The 15,245-nt window shown below is 69.3% G+C and carries 14 protein-coding genes; 11 read left to right on the forward strand and 3 right to left on the reverse strand.

Going from position 1 to position 15,245, the window contains the following annotated elements; genetic code table 11:
- Together rsmD and coaD are read left to right on the forward strand one after the other, a co-directional pair.
- A partial coding sequence (gene rsmD, locus FJ108_15275) for a 16S rRNA (guanine(966)-N(2))-methyltransferase RsmD (protein MBM4337243.1) occupies nucleotides 1–542 on the forward strand: 542 nt, incomplete at its 5' end.
- Nucleotides 539–1,042, forward strand: a complete 504-nt coding sequence (gene coaD, locus FJ108_15280) for a pantetheine-phosphate adenylyltransferase (GenBank protein MBM4337244.1) — start codon at nucleotides 539–541, stop codon at nucleotides 1,040–1,042. The genes rsmD and coaD, both read left to right, overlap by 4 nt.
- On the opposite strand, the gene FJ108_15285 is transcribed toward coaD, so the two are convergent.
- Both FJ108_15285 and FJ108_15290 read right to left on the reverse strand, forming a co-directional pair.
- Nucleotides 1,039–2,409, reverse strand: a complete 1,371-nt coding sequence (locus FJ108_15285; protein ID MBM4337245.1) for a sigma-54-dependent Fis family transcriptional regulator — start codon at nucleotides 2,407–2,409, stop codon at nucleotides 1,039–1,041. The genes coaD and FJ108_15285 overlap by 4 nt on opposite strands.
- Nucleotides 2,406–4,613 carry a GAF domain-containing protein gene (locus FJ108_15290; protein ID MBM4337246.1) on the reverse strand — a complete coding sequence of 736 codons (2,208 nt, stop codon included), beginning with the start codon at nucleotides 4,611–4,613 and terminating at the stop codon, nucleotides 2,406–2,408. Before FJ108_15290 ends, FJ108_15285 begins: the two co-directional genes overlap by 4 nt.
- On the opposite strand from FJ108_15290, the gene coaBC reads away from it, so the two are divergent.
- Genes coaBC through hflC form a run of 5 tightly spaced genes read left to right on the forward strand, consistent with a single transcriptional unit; the run spans nucleotide 4,597 to nucleotide 9,763 of the window.
- Complete coding sequence (coaBC, locus tag FJ108_15295; GenBank protein ID MBM4337247.1) at nucleotides 4,597–5,787, forward strand: bifunctional phosphopantothenoylcysteine decarboxylase/phosphopantothenate--cysteine ligase CoaBC; 1,191 nt, start codon at nucleotides 4,597–4,599, stop codon at nucleotides 5,785–5,787. The genes FJ108_15290 and coaBC overlap by 17 nt on opposite strands.
- Nucleotides 5,784–7,145 carry a nodulation protein NfeD gene (locus FJ108_15300; GenBank protein ID MBM4337248.1) on the forward strand — a complete coding sequence of 454 codons (1,362 nt, stop codon included), beginning with the start codon at nucleotides 5,784–5,786 and terminating at the stop codon, nucleotides 7,143–7,145. The genes coaBC and FJ108_15300 overlap by 4 nt, the downstream gene beginning before the upstream one ends.
- Nucleotides 7,146–7,910, forward strand: coding sequence for a slipin family protein (locus FJ108_15305; protein ID MBM4337249.1), 765 nt, complete (start codon nucleotides 7,146–7,148; stop codon nucleotides 7,908–7,910). It abuts the gene before it with no gap.
- A 12-nt stretch (nucleotides 7,911–7,922) separates the two neighbouring features.
- Nucleotides 7,923–8,861 carry an FtsH protease activity modulator HflK gene (gene hflK / locus FJ108_15310; GenBank protein ID MBM4337250.1) on the forward strand — a complete coding sequence of 313 codons (939 nt, stop codon included), beginning with the start codon at nucleotides 7,923–7,925 and terminating at the stop codon, nucleotides 8,859–8,861.
- Nucleotides 8,858–9,763 carry a protease modulator HflC gene (gene hflC / locus FJ108_15315; protein MBM4337251.1) on the forward strand — a complete coding sequence of 302 codons (906 nt, stop codon included), beginning with the start codon at nucleotides 8,858–8,860 and terminating at the stop codon, nucleotides 9,761–9,763. The genes hflK and hflC overlap by 4 nt, the downstream gene beginning before the upstream one ends.
- 3 nt (nucleotides 9,764–9,766) lie before the next feature.
- Here hflC and FJ108_15320 read toward each other — a convergent pair whose 3' ends face one another.
- On the reverse strand, nucleotides 9,767–10,888 hold the full coding sequence (locus FJ108_15320) for a YjgP/YjgQ family permease (protein MBM4337252.1): 1,122 nt from the start codon (nucleotides 10,886–10,888) through the stop codon (nucleotides 9,767–9,769).
- A 28-nt stretch (nucleotides 10,889–10,916) separates the two neighbouring features.
- Here FJ108_15320 and FJ108_15325 point away from each other — a divergent pair, with 28 nt between their 5' ends.
- The 4 genes from FJ108_15325 to FJ108_15340 form a co-directional block, all read left to right on the forward strand.
- The gene (locus FJ108_15325; protein MBM4337253.1) at nucleotides 10,917–11,867 is read left to right on the forward strand and encodes a bifunctional riboflavin kinase/FAD synthetase; all 951 of its coding nucleotides are present in this window, start codon (nucleotides 10,917–10,919) and stop codon (nucleotides 11,865–11,867) included.
- On the forward strand, nucleotides 11,864–12,943 hold the full coding sequence (locus FJ108_15330; GenBank protein MBM4337254.1) for a flippase-like domain-containing protein: 1,080 nt from the start codon (nucleotides 11,864–11,866) through the stop codon (nucleotides 12,941–12,943). The genes FJ108_15325 and FJ108_15330 overlap by 4 nt, the downstream gene beginning before the upstream one ends.
- A gap of 64 nt (nucleotides 12,944–13,007) precedes the next feature.
- The gene (gene pilB / locus FJ108_15335) at nucleotides 13,008–14,708 is read left to right on the forward strand and encodes a type IV-A pilus assembly ATPase PilB (protein MBM4337255.1); all 1,701 of its coding nucleotides are present in this window, start codon (nucleotides 13,008–13,010) and stop codon (nucleotides 14,706–14,708) included.
- Nucleotides 14,709–14,715: 7 nt separating this feature from the next.
- The coding region (locus FJ108_15340) for a type IV pili twitching motility protein PilT (protein MBM4337256.1) at nucleotides 14,716–15,245 on the forward strand (530 nt) is incomplete at its 3' end.

A 15,245-nucleotide genomic window follows, 5' to 3' on the forward strand; every position in this document is an offset into this window, starting at 1 on the left:
TTTTCGAGGGTCGCCAGACGCGGCCGACATCGGACCGCGCGCGGGCCGGGCTCTTCGATTGGCTCGGTCCGACGGTGGCTGGCGCGCGCGTTCTCGATCTGTTCGCCGGCAGCGGAGCGCTCGGCATCGAGGCGCTCTCCCGCGGCGCAAGCGATGCAGTCTTCGTCGAGCGCGCGCGTGGCGCGCTGCGCGTCCTCGGGCGCAACCTGAACGAGCTCGGTCTCGGCGAGCGGGCGCGCGTCGTCGAGGCGGATCTTTCACGGGGCCTGCGTGGCCTGGCGGCGAAGCTCGGCCGGTTCGATCTCGTGCTCGCGGATCCTCCCTGGGACACGGGCGCAGCCGAGCAGCTGCTCGGGGACGAAGCACTGGCGGGTCTGCTCGCGGCCGAGGCGATCGTCGTGATCGAGCGCTCGGCCCGAAGCGAGCTGGAATCGGAGCGGCCGGGACTTTCTCTGCGCGGAACCAAGCGTTACGGCGAGACGGCGTTCGACTGGTGGGAATCCGCGGTCGATCCGGCCGCCCGGAGTGAGGCATTGGCATGACGGAAAGACGCGTCGCGGTGTACCCGGCAAGCTTCGACCCGATCACGAACGGGCACCTGGACCTGATCGCGCGCGCATCGCGACTCTTCGACGAGGTCGTCGTGGCGGTCGCCGTGAACGTGGACAAGAGCGGCGGAACCCTGAGCCTCGACGAGCGGCTCGTGCTGGTACGCGAGGCGGTGAGCGAGTTCCCGAACGTGCGCGTGGACGTGATCTCGGGCCTGCTCGTCGAGTACGTGCGCGGGATCGGCGCGAACATCGTACTGCGCGGGCTGCGGGCGCTCGCCGACTTCGAGTACGAGTTCGAGATGGCGCTGATGAACCACCACATGTTCCCGCAGCTCGAGACCGTGTTCCTGATGACGAGCGAGCGCTGGTTCTACGTCAGCGCCTCGCGGATGCGCGAGCTGGTCCGCTTCGGCGCCGACGTCTCGGAGTTCGTGCCCGCATCCGTGGCGAAGAAGCTGAAGGAGAAGCTCGGTCCCAAGCGCGCCGGCTAGGAGCGATCGATCTCGAGCTCCTTCATCTTCAGCTGCAGGCCGCGCCTGGACAGGCCGAGCTTGCGCGCGGCTCGCGTGACGTTTCCCTCGGTCATGCGCAACGCCTCGAGGATCGCGTCGCGCTCGATGCGCTCGGTCGCCGCGCGGATCCGCTCGCGGAGCGGCGTCGGCTCCAGGCTCGAGGCCGGGCGCTGCGAGACGGGTCGCACTTCCGGCGGCAGGTCGCGCTCGGTCAGCGTGGCGCCGTCACAGAGCAGTGTCGCTCGCTCGATCGCGTTCTCGAGCTCGCGGATGTTCCCGGGCCAGGAGTGGGCGCGAAGCAGGTCCATCGCCAGCGGATCGATGCCGGTGACGGGGCGCTTCAGCCGGGCCGCGAAACGCTCCAGAAAGAGCCGCGCGAGCGGCGGGATGTCCTCGGGGCGCTCGCGAAGCGGCAGGAGATGGATCGGCACGACGTGCAGCCGATAGAACAGATCCTCGCGGAAGCGGCCGGTTCGGACCTCTTCGCGAAGGTCGCGGTTGGTCGCCGCCACGAGGCGGACGTCGACGTGAACCGTCTCGGTGCCTCCGACGCGGTAGAACCTGCCCTCCTGGATCGCGCGCAGAAGCTTCGGCTGCGCGGAGAGCGGCATCTCTCCGATCTCGTCCAGGAAGAGCGTTCCCCCGTCGGCCAGCTCGAAACGTCCCGGCTTGCGGCCGACCGCGCCGGTGAACGCGCCGCGCTCGTATCCGAAGAGCTCGCTCTCCAGAAGTCCTTCGGGGATCGCTGCGCAGTTGATCTTCAGGAACGGCCCGCTGTTGCGCAGGCTCGCGCGGTGCAGGCTGCGCGCGACGATCTCCTTGCCCGTTCCGCTCTCGCCGGTGATCAGCACGGTGGCGGGCGTCGGCGCGACCCGCTCGATCACGTGCCGCACCTCGGCGAGCGCCTGGCTCGGACCGCAGAGCAGCGGCTCCGCGTCTTCGTCGGCGAGCAGGCGCACCTCGCGGGAGGCGAGCCGGCGCGTGCTCACGGCCTTCTCCATCACCTGACGGATCTCGTCCGGGTCGAACGGCTTGGTCAGGTAGTCGAACGCGCCCTGCTTCAGGGCCTCGACCGCGCTGCCCACCGTGCCGTGCGCGGTGAGCACGACGACGGGGATCTCGGGATGCGCGCGACGGACCGCTTCGAGCAGCTCGAGCCCGTTGCGCTTGGGCATGCGCAGATCGGTGAGGATCGCGTCGACGGGCTCGCGCGCGAGCCGCTCGAGCGCGGCATCGCCGTCGCCGGCCTCGATCGTTCCGAATCCGTCGCGCTCGAGCAGGGCGCAGAGCACGCGCCGCATGTTCGCCTCGTCCTCGACGATCAGCACGGTGCGGGTCGGCTTCATGCGCTCTCCGACTCGGCCACGGGAGGCACCGGGTAGGGCAGGCGGATCAGCACGCTGGTTCCCTCGCCGGGTCGCGAGCGCAGCTGGATCGTGCCGCCTTGCGCGCGCGTCAGGCGCTCGCAGAGCGCCAGGCCCAGCCCGGTCCCGTGCCTCTTCGTGGTGTAGAAGGGGATGAACGCGCGCTCGAGCGTCGTGTCGCTCATGCCGGGCCCGTCGTCCTCCACCGCGATCTCGAGCCAGGTGTCGTACGGGCCCGCCCCCTGGACCCGCCGGACGGCGACGCGGACCCGACCCTCTTCGTCGAGCGCTTCGTAGGCGTTCTGGACCACGTTCACCACCACTCGCTCGAGCTGATCGGCGTCGGCGTGCAGCGGCCGTAGGCCCGGCTCGATCTCGAGCTCCAGCGCGACGTCGCTGCGCCCCTTCGAGCGCGAGACCGCGTCGACGCAGCTCTTCACGAACGCTCCGACGTCCCGGATCGTCGCGCGCCGCGTGGCCGGGCGCGCGTAGTCGAGGAACGACTCGACCACGCGGTTCAGCCGGGCGATCTCCTCGATGATGACCGTCCACAGCTCGGCGGACTTCACGTCGCTGGGCTGCTGGAGCACGGCGACGGCGCCGCGGATCGCGGCGAGCGGGTTGCGGATCTCGTGCGCCAGTCCGGCCGCCATCTCGCCGAGCGAGACGAAGCGGTCGCGTGCGCGCAGGCGCTCGAAGGTCAGCGAATTCTCGATCGAGGTCGCGATCTGGTCGGCGACCGCGCGCAGCAGGCGCAGCTCGCCGGTCGAGAACGACTCCTCCGAACGCGCGTCGGCCAGGGTCCAGAATCCGACCAGCTGGGATCTCGCGCGAAGCGGCAGCACGAGATCGGCGTCCAGGTCGCGGAGCGTCTCGCAGAGCTGTTCCAGGCGTGGTCTCTCCGGCTCGTGCTTCGGGTCTTCGCGAAGTCGTTCGAGCTCGTCGCGCCGCACCACCACCGCTTCCTCTAGCGCCGCCACCCAGCCCGGCTCCGAGAGCAGGCTGATGCGCGCGCGGGTCGGGAGTCCGATGCTCCCGGCCAGCCGGAAGCCCAGCGTCGCGTCGTCGCGCAGGAAGATCGAGGAGGAGCGCAGAAGCTCGCTCTTCTCGACCGCGGCGAGCAGCTCTTCGAGGAGCTCGTCGAGCGCGAGGATGTGCTTCAGGCGCTCGCGGAGCGGCTTCAGGTCCTTCTCGAGCGCGAGCTTGCCGGCCACGAAGCGGCGTTCGATCGCCGTCTGGATCCGGTCGCGCGTGGGCGTGAAGAAGAGCAGCAGCGCGAACGACGCGACGAAGGCGTTGAAGACGAAGAGATCGACGCGCTCGCCGGCCCAGATGCGAATCGCGGCGAAGAAGCCCGCCACGGCGACGGCCATCGCGGCGAGCGCGAGCGTCTTGCCCAGGAGCTGGCGCAGATCGGCGACGCGGACCTGAGACAGGTGCAGGTAGCCCGCGTACAGGTACAGCGCCGGGGTCAGCAGCGAGGCCACGCGCGGCAGACCGAGCTGCCACATCGCGGTGTCGAGCAGTGCGCCCGCCACGACGATCGAGTGCGCGACGACCAGGTAGCGGAGCCTGCGCGCGTCCGGCGAGTCGGAGTCGTCGGGTCGGGGCGCGAGGCGCGCGAGCAGAGCCGCGCCGGAGGCGCAGCCGGCGAAGCCGAGCGCGTGGACGGTCGCGCGCAGAGCGGCGGGCGGGGTTCCCGCGAGGACGGTCGCGGCCGCGAGCGCGAGCGGCGCGAGGACGAGAATCGGCGCGAAGCGGGAGAGCGCGCCGGCTCGTCCCGCGAGCGTCACCGCGATCCACGGCGCAAGCGGAGCCGCCGCGAGCAGCCCGAGGTCGGCGAGCACCGGGCCGAGCGGCACTCCGAAGTTCGTCGCCGCGACGCCCGCGCACCAGAACAGGTACGCGAGCGCGAGCGCCGCGAATCGTCGGGCGGCCGGCTCGCGTCGCAGCGCCAGGAACGGCACCAGGAGCGCGAGCGCAGCCAGGGCCCCCATCAATGCGCTCTGCGTCTCCAACCGCACCGACTCCGCGGGGAGGCACTCCCCATCTATTCGTTCGGGATCCCACCCGAGGGCTTTACGGGGGTTTGACAGGCTCCGGAGGGCCGGGCTACGTTGAACGGAAATCCCTGGATTTCCAAGGGATTTCCAAATTGCGGGGTGCACGTTGAGTCGCATCTGCACGGCGGTCTCGGGCGGTATCGCGGCCTACAAGGCGTGTGAGCTGGTGCGCATGCTGCGAGCGCGCGGTCACGAGGTGCGCGTGGTCGCCACCGCGAACGCGCTCGAGTTCGTCTCGAAGCTCACGCTTCAGACCCTCTCGGGAGCTCCCGTGCGCCATCAGCTGCTCGAGGCGTCGGCCGAGTCGGAGATCTCGCACATCGAGCTCGCGGACTGGGCGGAGGTCTTCGCGGTCGTCCCCGCGACCGCGAACGTGCTCGCGAAGCTCGCGCACGGGCTTGCGGACGATCTGCTCTCGACGCTCGCGCTCGCCACGCGCGCGCCGCTCGTCGTCGCGCCGGCGATGAACGTGAACATGTACCGGCACCCGGCGACGCAGGCGAATCTCGACACGCTCGCCAAGCGCGGCGCGAGGATCGTCGGACCCGGCGAGGGCGAGCTCGCCTGCGGCTGGGTCGGCGAGGGGCGGCTCGTCGAGCTCGAGGCGATCCTGGCTGTGATCGAGCAGTGCAGGACGGAGCCTGCGCTTCGCGGCGAGGTCGTGCTGGTGAACGCGGGGCCGACGTCGGAGCCGATCGACCCGGTTCGCGTGATCACCAATCGCTCGTCCGGCCGGATGGGATTCGCGATCGCCGAGGCCGCCGCGCGACGCGGCGCCGAGGTCGTGCTCGTGTCCGGTCCGGTCGCGCTCCCGACACCTTGGGGCGTGCAGCGGATCGACGTCGAGACGGCGGTCGAGATGCGCGAAGCGGTGCTCGCGGCGTTGCCGCGCGCGACGATCGCGATTCTCGCAGCGGCCGTCGCCGACTACGCGCCCGAGCGCGCCGAGGCGATCAAGATCAAGCGCGAGAAGCAGGACACGCTCTCGCTCTCGCTGGTGAAGAATCCCGACATCCTCGCCGAGGTCGTCGCGAGCCGCGGAAGCACCACGGTGGTCGGCTTCGCCGCCGAGACCAACGATCTGCTCGCGAACGCCCGAGCCAAGCTCGCCCGCAAGGGCTGCGACCTGATCGTGGCCAACGACGTCTCGCGCGCCGACATCGGCTTCGACGCCGATCGAAACGAGGTGCTGATCGTCGGTCCGCGCGCCGAGGACGTGCGAGCGGTCCCGGTGGCGCGGAAGAGCGAGATCGCCGGGAGCATCCTGGACCGCGTGCTCGAGGTCCGGAGACGATGATTCGCGCGCTCGGGCGCGCTCTCGTGCTCCTGCTCGTGGTCGGATCGCCCGGATCCGCTCTCGCCGAGCGCGCAACCGTGACCGTGATCCGCATCGACGGCGGGATCAATCCGGCGATCGGCGACTATGTGTCGAGCTCGCTCGAGGCCGCGAGCGCGGATGGCGCCGAGGCGCTCGTGATCGAGCTCGATACGCCGGGGGGCCTGGTCTCGACGACCAAGGACATCGTGACCGCGATCCTGAACGCGGAGATCCCCGTCGTGGTCTTCGTCTCGCCGCGCGGCGCCTGGGCCGCGTCCGCGGGCACGTTCCTGACCCTCGCGGGTCATGTCGCGGCGATGTCTCCGGGCTCGACGATCGGCGCCGCGCACCCCGTGACGCTCGGCGGGTCGAATCCCCGCCCGGCCGAGCCGGGCGAGCGCGACGCGAAGGACGCGCCGCGGCGCGACGACTTCATGGAGGAGAAGGTCGAGAACATGACGACCGCCTTCATCGAGGCGATCGCGCAGGAGCGCAAGCGCAACGTCGAATGGGCGGCCGACGCCGTGCGCCGCTCGGTCGCGATCAACGCGAGCGAAGCGCTCGAGCGCAACGTGATCGACTTGATCGCGAGCGACCTCGACGATCTGCTGCAGAAGATCGACGGGCGCAAGCTCGACGTCGCGGGCCGCGAGGTCACGCTCGCGACCAGGGACGCGAGGATCGTGCGGATCGAGATGGGCTTCATGAACCGGATCTTCGCGGTGATCGCGGACCCGCAGATCGTGGGGCTGCTCTTCCTGCTCGGCGTGCTCGGGCTCTACGTCGAGCTGCAGAATCCGGGGCTGATCTTCCCCGGGGTGATGGGCGCCATCTGTCTGCTGCTCGCGGCCACGGCGCTCCAGGTGATCCCGTTCAACTGGGTCGGGCTGCTGCTCGTGCTCGGCGGAATCGCGCTCCTGATCGCCGAGGTCCACGTCGCGAGCTTCGGCATCCTCTTCACCGTCGGCCTGATCGCGCTCGCGTGGGGCGCATGGCTGGTGTTCCGGGTGCCGGAGCTCACGGATCTCGCGCTTCCGTTCTGGCGCGCGATCGTGCCCGCGCTCGCCTCGCTCGCCGCGGTGCTCGGCGCGGTCGCCTTCGCGGTCGGGCGCGCGCAGGCGCGGGCGCCGTTCTCGGGCGCGGAGCGGCTCGCGACGGAGACGGGCATCGCCGACACCGACCTCGCCCCCGAGGGGCTCGTGCAGGTCGAGAGCGAGCTGTGGAAAGCGATCGCGGACGAGCCCGTGCGCCGCGGCGAGAAGGTTCGCATCCTGTCCGTGAACGGCCTCGAGCTTCGCGTGACTCGCCTCGAGGCGAGCAAGAAAGGGGACGGATAAGTGGGATTCACACCGATCGCGATCGCGGTCTTCCTGCTCCTGGCGCTGTTGTTCTCGTCGGTGCGCGTGCTCGCGGAGTGGGAGCGGGGCGTGCTGTTCCGCCTGGGCCGGTTCCAGTCGGTGAAGGGCGCGGGGATCCGCATCGTGATTCCGGGGATCGACCAGCTGATCAAGGTCAGCCTGCGCGAAGTGGTCATGGACGTGCCCCCCCAGGACGTGATCACGCGCGACAACGTCTCGGTGAAGGTGAACGCCGTGCTCTACTTCCGGGTCGTACACCCGGACCACGCGATCATCAAGGTCGAGAACTTCATGTACGGGACCTCGCAGCTGGCGCAGACCACGTTGCGCAGCGTCTGCGGGCAGTGCGAGCTCGATCATCTCCTGGCCGACCGGGAGCGGATCAACCACCAGCTGCAGACCGAGCTCGACCGCGGCACGGACCCCTGGGGCGTGAAGGTCCGCGCGGTCGAGATCAAGCACATCGATCTGCCGCAGGAGATGCAGCGCGCGATGGCCAAGCAGGCCGAGGCCGAGCGCGAGCGGCGTGCGAAGGTGATCCACGCGGAGGGTGAGTTCGAGGCGTCGCAGCGATTGCGCGAAGCGTCGGACGTGATGGTCCAGTCGCCCTACACGCTGCAGCTTCGCTATCTGCAGACGCTCTCGGAGATCGCGGTCGAGCACAACTCGACGATCCTGTTTCCGATGCCCATGGATCTGCTCGCGCCGCTGGTCGACGCGGCGCGAAACAAAGCGAAGAGCTGAGGTCGGGGGGAGATGTTGCGCGCGCTCCGCGTTCTTCCGGTTCTGGTGCTTCTGGCCGCGCTCGCCGTCTGGGCCGCGACCGGCTTCTACGACGTCGCGCCCGACGAGCAGGCCGTCGTGCTCCGGCTCGGGCGCTACCAGCGGACGGTCGATCCAGGGCGATTCCTCTGGCACGCGCAGGGACTCGAGTCGGTGTTCAAGCAGCGGGTCACGACGACGCTTCGCGAGGAGTTCGGCTACCGCACGAAGTCGCTCGGCCCGCCGCCGGAGATCGAGGAGCATCCCGAGGAGAAGGCGATGCTGACCGGTGACGAGAACCTGGTCGACGTCGATTTCGTGGTCCAGTACCGGATCGGGGATCTGCGCGACTGGTTGTTCGGAATCCGCTCCGAGGAGCGCGAAGACGTGATCCGCGACGCTGCGCGCGCGAGCGTCCGCGCGGTGATCGGGCGCAGCCCCGTCGATCTCGTGCTGACCCAGCGCGGGCCGATCCAGGACGAGATCCGCGCACTTCTGCAGAGCCAGCTCGACGGGTACCGCGCGGGTGTTCACGTGCAGAGCGTCCAGCTCCAGGACGTGGATCCGCCCGCCGCGGTCCGGGAAGCGTTCGCCGACGTCGCCAGCGCCTCACAGGATCGCGAGCGGTCGGTGCTCGAGGCGCAAGGGTACGCGGACAAGGTGGTTCCCGAGGCGCGGGGTCGCGCCGAGGAGGTCCTGAACCAGGCCCGCGCCTATCGCGAGCAGCGCATCCTGGAATCCGAGGGTCAGGTGTCCCGGTTCTCCGCGCTGCTCGCCGAGTACCAGCGGGCGCCCGCCGTGACTCGCGAGCGGCTCTATCTCGAGACGATGGAGGAGATCCTCCCCGGAATGGACAAGATGATCATGGAAGAGGACCCGGCCGATCGGGTCGTTCCGTATCTGCCGCTCGAGCGGCGAGGAGCCGCGAAATGAGCCGCTGGCTTCCCGTCCTCTTGGTCGCGCTCACGCTCGCGGTCGCGTCGCTGTTCTGCGTGGTGATCCTGGACGAGCGAGAGCAGGGGTTCCGCACCCTGTTGAACGAGCCCGAGCCGAGCGTGTTCGGAATTTCGCTGAACCAGGCGAACCTGGTCGAGCCCGGCTGGTACCTGCGCGTGCCGTTCCTGCACGAGTTCTACCGCTACGAGCGACGCAACCTGCACTTCCACTCCACGCCGCACTCGCTCAATACCGTCGACCGGACGCTCGTGGACGTCGACTACTACGTGATCTGGCGCATCGCGAACCCGCAGCGCTTCTTCGAGTCGAACCGCAGCGAGGCCGCGGCGCTGCAGCGGATCGACGAGCTCAGCTACAGCGAGGTGCGCGAGGCGGTGAACAAACACACGCTACGCGACCTGCTCTCGGAGCGACGCGACGAGGTTCAGCGCGAGATCGTCGCCGGCGCCGCCGCCTCGCTCGAGCCGCTGGGCGTCGTCGTCGTCGACGTTCGAATCGGCGGCGCGATCTATCCCACCGCAAACCTCGACCGCGTCTACGAGCGCATGCGAACGGAGCGGCGCCGCTACGCGATGAGGTTCCGCGCCGAGGGCGAACAGCAGGCGCGCGGGATCCGCTCGCAGGCCGAGGGCGAGAGCCAGGTCATCCTGGCCGGAGCGGAGCGCGAGTCGCTGCGATTGCGCGGAGAAGGCGACGCCGAGGCGGCGCGCATCTACGCGGACACGTACGGCAGCGATCCCGAGTTCTACGCCTTCGTTCGCAGCCTGGAGGCCTATCGGAAGTCACTGGACCGGGAGACGACGTTGGTGCTCTCCCGCGGCTCGAGCTTCCTCAAGTACCTCTTCGATCCGCGGCCGCCGACCAGCCCGAAGCCCTGAAGCTCAGTCCTGGATGGTCCGGAAGCGCAGGTAACCGAGCGCGAGCGCCGAGAGCGTCACGCCCCAGACCAGGACGGCGGCAGGAATCGCGCCGCTTCTTCCCGCGAGCAGCGCGAGGGTCCAGGCGAGCCAGAATCCCGCCGCGGCGAGCAGCGAGCGCAGCAGCGCGCGGGGGAGTGACTCGGCTCGCGAATCCCCGGCGGCGAACGGAAGCGCGAGCAGCACGAGGATCAGCACGGCGAAGTGCTGCGCGAGCCGGCTGTGGAAGGCGAGCTCGAGCCTGGCGACCTCGGCGGCATCGCCGGCGCTCTTGCGGATCTGGCGCGCGAGCTGGCGCAGCGTCATCCAGCCCGGCTGGCGCGAGGCCCTCGCCATTTCCTTGCCGCTGATGCCCAGGTCGAGTCGCAGGGCGAGAGCGCTTCTCCGATCGATGCCCCCCCCGGCCGGAAACTCCATCACGTTCGCGTCGCGGATCTCCCAGGTGTCGCCCGACAGGTTTGCGGCGCTCTTCGCGTCGATGCGCTCGCGAATTGCGCGCTGCTCGTCGAAGCGGAAGACGGTCACGTCCCGAAGCACGCGCTCCTTCGGGTCGTAGCTCGAAGCGGAGAAGATCGAAGGTCCGGAGGCGAACCACCAGCGCTCGAGCCGACGCTCCGGCGTGCGGACCTCGTTTCGTCCGTCCTCTCCCTGCCCCTGCTCGAGGAGCGTGCGCGCGGGCACCAGCACCCGGTCCTCGAAGACGGAGAGACACACGGCGGCCAGCGCGCAGGCCAGCAGGATCGGCGCGAGCGCCGCTTGCAGCCGGATGCCCCCGGCGCGGATCGCCGCGAGCTCGGAGTTCCGCGCGGCCCGGGCCAGGCAGAGCACCGCGCCGACGACGCACGAGATCGGCAGCGCGACCGGCAGGACGGGAAGGCCGCGCAGCGCGACCTCGCGCAGGCCGCGGCCGATGTCTCGGGCCAGCTCGTCGACGTGGAGCAGCAGGTCGGCCGCGGCCCACATGACGAGCAATCCGGCCAGGACCGCCGCGGAGGTCTGCGCGAACTCGCGCAGAAGGTGTCGGGCGATGATCCTCACGCTCGAAGCATAGCGCCTCTCCGCCGGGTCGCGTGCCGTTGCAAGCAAGGGAGGGAGTCTCTAAGTATCAGGCCGCATGCGTGTCTTCGAGGGAAGTGGCTCACTCGACGGGTCCGCCCGCGGCTGCGTGCTCACGGTCGGGAACTTCGATGGCCTGCATCTGGGCCACCGCGCGCTGCTCGACGCGGTTCTGGCTCGCGCCGCGGAGCTCGGCCGAGACTCGGCGCTGTACACCTTCGATCCGCACCCGCGCCGGCTGCTGTTTCCCGAACAGGCGCAGCCGAGCCTGATGACGCGCGGGCAGCTTCGTTCGGAGCTCGAGAGCATTGGAATCGACGTGCTGGTGCGGGAGGCGTTCGATCACGCCTTCGCCGCGCTCTCTCCCGAGGAGTTTCTGCGCGACGTGATCGTCGCGCGGGTCGGACCGGCCGAGATCTTCGTCGGCCGGGACTTCCACTTCGGCAAGGGCAGGGCGGGCTCGGGCGATTGGCTGCGGGACAGCGCCGCCGAGCACGGGATTCGCGTCGAGATCATCGGACAGGTGCGGGTCGGCGACGACGACGTCTCGAGCACGCGCGTGCGGCGCTGCCTGCTTCGCGGCGACGTCGAGGAGGCTTCGCGCTGTCTCGACCGCGAGTACACCATCTGGGGACGCGTGGTGCAGGGCGACCGGCGCGGTCGGACGCTCGGCTTTCCGACCGCGAATCTGGCGCCCGAGAACGAGCTGCTGCCCGCGAACGGCGTCTACGCCACGCGCGTGGCCTTCCTCGAGGGCGACCGGCCCGGCTCCGTCGCGCACCCGGCCGTGACCAACATCGGAACGCGCCCCACGTTCGAGCCGGGACGCGTCCTGGTCGAGACCCACCTGCTCGATTACGCGGGCGATCTCTACGAGCGACGCATCGCGGTCGCCTTCGCAAGGCGGATTCGCGCCGAGCGGCGCTTCTCGGGCCCGGAAGAGCTGGCGCGCCAGATCGCGCTCGACGCCGCGGAGGCGCGTCGGCTGCTCGCGGCCAGCCCCAGTTGAGCTCCGCTCCCGTGCCTCGAGGCGGGCGGGGCGCGCGTCTGCGCTCGCTGCTCGACTGGCGGGTCTGGCTGGGCGTCGGCATTCCCGTGGCGGCGATCGTCTACACGCTTCACGACGTCGATCTTCGCGACGTCGCCAAGCACATCGGCGACGCGGACCCGTGGATCGTGCTCGCGATGGTCCCCTTCCACGTGCTCGGATTGTGGCTGCGCGCCGTGCGCTGGCGCTGGCTCGCGCTATCGCTCGCGCCGGAGCCGCTGCCGCTGCGCTCGCTGTTTCGCGCCACGGCGCTGGCGTTCATGGCGGTGAACGTGCTTCCGTTCCGCCTCGGAGAGCTCGCGCGGCCCTGGCTGCTGGCGCGCGAGACCGAGGTCAGCGGTGCGGCGGCGCTCGGGACGCTGGTGCTGGAGCGGGCGATCGACTTCACCTGCGTGTCCCTGATGGGGGGGATCGTGCTGCTCCTGCACGCGAAGGCGATGCCCGCCTGGGTCAGCTCCGGGGCGGGGATCTTCGCCCTGTTCACGTTCGTCCCGATCGCGCTGATCGTCGCCCTGCGCGTGGACGAGCGGCGGACGCTCGCGCTCCTGGATGGCGCGCTCCGGGTGCTCCCGATCGCGTGGAGAGCGCGCGTGATGGACCTGGTCACCGAGGTGTGTCGCGGGCTCGCCGGTCTGCGCGGGTTCCGCGCGACCTCCCGCGTGGTCCTCCACAGTCTGGTCCTCTGGGGCGTCGTGCTGCCGGCGCCATTCCTGCTCGGGCTGCGGGCGTTCGGAATCGAGCTTCCGCTCCGGCAGCTCGTGCTGGCCACCTTCACGACCAACGTCTTCGTCGCGCTCGCGGTCGCGGCGCCGTCGGCGCCTGGCTTCTTCGGAGTGTTCCACTTCGCCTGCCGCGAGGCGCTCGGGCTCTTCGGAGTGGGGCGCTCGGTGGCGGTGGCCTACGGAACCGTGGTCCACCTCGCCTATTGGATCCCGGTGACGCTGATCGGCTCGGTGGTCGCCGCGCAGAGCGGTGCCCGTCTGGGCGAGCTCATGGCCCCGCGGCTCGGTAAAGCTGGCTCAGAACCCCACCGATAACTCAGCGCAAACCCAGGACTTCTCGGGATTCGTCTGAAGCGGATCCGCGGCTGTGGAGGGGGCGTTGAACGATCGGATCGGCGAGCTCCTCGTACAGAAGAACCTCCTGTCGCAGGAGCAGCTCAAGCGCGCCAAGGAAGAGGCGCGCACGAGTGGCACGCGCGTCGGCTACCAGATCACCAAGCTCGGCTTCGTCGCCGAGACGGCCGTGGCGGACGCGGTCTCCGGGCAGTACGGCGTTCCGACCATCGAGCTCAACGACTTCGAGGTCGACCCCGAGGTCATCGCGCTGATCCCGGAAGACGTCGCGAACAAGCACCTGATCCTGCCGGTGAATCGCGCGGGATCGACGCTGATCATCGCGATGAGCGACCCGTCCAACATCTTCGCGATCGACGACGTCAAGTTCCTGACCGGCTACAACGTCGAGGTCGTCGTCGCCGCAGAAGCGTCCGTCCGGCGCGCGATCGAGCGCTACTACGACGCGGCCCAGAACCTCGAAGAGGTCATGGCCGGGTTCGACGACGAGGACTTCGAGATCGTCGGCGGCGAGGACGGGACGAACCTCGAGGAGCTCGAGAAGGCGGTCGAGGACGCGCCCGTCGTGAAGCTCGCGAACGTGATCCTGACCGACGCGATCAAGAAAAACGCCTCGGACATCCACGTCGAGCCGTACGAGAAGGACTTCCGCGTCCGCTACCGCATCGACGGCGTGCTGTACGAGGTGATGAAGCCGCCGCGCAAGCTGCGCAATCCGCTCACCTCGCGCATGAAGATCATGGCTAATCTCGACATCGCCGAACGGCGGCTGCCGCAGGACGGCCGCATCAAGCTGAAGATGGGCAAGAGCAAGGAGATGGATTACCGCGTCTCCGTCCTGCCGACGCTCTTCGGCGAGAAGATCGTCATGCGTCTCCTCGACAAGTCGAACCTGCAGCTCGACATGACCAAGCTCGGCTTCGAGGAGCCGCAGCTGCGGGACTTCAAGACCTCGATCCATCAGCCCTTCGGGATGGTCCTGGTGACCGGGCCGACCGGTTCCGGCAAGACGACGACGCTGTACTCGGCTCTATCCGAGCTGAACAAGACCTCCGAGAACATCTCCACCGCGGAGGACCCGGTCGAGTTCAACCTCGCCGGCATCAACCAGGTGCAGATGAAGGAGGACATCGGGCTGAACTTCGCGGCCGCCCTGCGCGCCTTCCTGCGCCAGGACCCGGACATCATCATGGTCGGCGAGATTCGCGACTTCGAGACGGCGGAGATCGCCATCCCCGCCGCGCTCACCGGTCACATGGTCCTCTCGACGCTGCACACCAACGACGCGCCGAGCACGATCAACCGGCTGCTCAACATGGGCATCGAGCCGTTCCTGGTCGCGAGCTCCGTGAACTGCATCGTGGCCCAGCGGCTCGCGCGGCGCGTCTGTCCGGACTGCAAGCAGGACGACCCGAGCGTCACGCGCGAGGAGCTGCAGCAGGCGGGCCTCTCGGCGGAGGAGGCGGCGAAGTGCCGTCCCGTCAAGGGCGCGGGCTGCGCGAATTGCTCCGACACCGGCTTCAAGGGCCGCGTCGCCGTCTACGAAGTCATGGTTCTGACCGAAACGCTCAAGGAATTCGTCCTGAACGGCGCTAGTTCAACCGAGATCAAGCGCGAGGCGATCCGCGGCGGCATGAGCACGCTGCGGCGCAGCTCGCTGAACAAGGTGCTCGAGGGCGGAACGACTCTTTCGGAGGTGTTCCGCGTCTCGGCTCGGGACGATTAGGAAGGCGATGGCGAATCTTCACCAGCTTCTGAAGGCAATGATCGAGAAAGGCGCGTCGGACCTGCACCTGACCACGGGCAGCCCGCCCCAGATCCGGGTCGATGGCAAGCTCGTGCCGCTGCGAATGGACCCGCTGACGCCCCAGGACACCAAGCAGGCGGTCTACTCGATCCTCACCGACTCGCAGAAGCACCGCTTCGAGGCGCAGAGCGAGCTCGATCTCTCGTTCGGCGTGAAGGGCCTCGCGCGGTTCCGGGCGAACGTCTTCGTTCAGCGCGGCGCGGTCGCCGCCGCGTTCCGCACCATCCCGTTCAAGATCCTCACCTTCGAGGAGCTCGGACTGCCGCCGGTGATCGAGAAGCTGGCGCAGAAGCCGCGCGGGCTGATCCTGGTCACGGGGCCCACCGGCTCGGGCAAGTCGACGACGCTCGCGTCGATCATCGACAAGATCAACAGCGAGCACAACCACCACATCATCACGATCGAAGACCCGATCGAGTATCTGCACTCGCACAAGAACTGCGTGGTGAACCAGCG

The sequence above is a fragment of the Deltaproteobacteria bacterium genome, assembly GCA_016875225.1.
In the GTDB taxonomy this organism is placed as follows: Bacteria; Myxococcota_A; UBA9160; order SZUA-336; family SZUA-336; genus VGRW01.

What these genes read in the sequence shown, in the direction of transcription:
- coaD (MBM4337244.1), top strand. Translation starts at nt 539, where the DNA reads ATGACGGAAAGACGCGTCGCGGTGTACCCGGCAAGCTTCGACCCGATC.
- FJ108_15285 (MBM4337245.1), bottom strand. Translation starts at nt 2,409, where the DNA reads ATGAAGCCGACCCGCACCGTGCTGATCGTCGAGGACGAGGCGAACATG.
- FJ108_15300 (MBM4337248.1), top strand. Translation starts at nt 5,784, where the DNA reads ATGATTCGCGCGCTCGGGCGCGCTCTCGTGCTCCTGCTCGTGGTCGGA.
- hflK (MBM4337250.1), top strand. Translation starts at nt 7,923, where the DNA reads ATGTTGCGCGCGCTCCGCGTTCTTCCGGTTCTGGTGCTTCTGGCCGCG.
- hflC (MBM4337251.1), top strand. Translation starts at nt 8,858, where the DNA reads ATGAGCCGCTGGCTTCCCGTCCTCTTGGTCGCGCTCACGCTCGCGGTC.
- FJ108_15325 (MBM4337253.1), top strand. Translation starts at nt 10,917, where the DNA reads ATGCGTGTCTTCGAGGGAAGTGGCTCACTCGACGGGTCCGCCCGCGGC.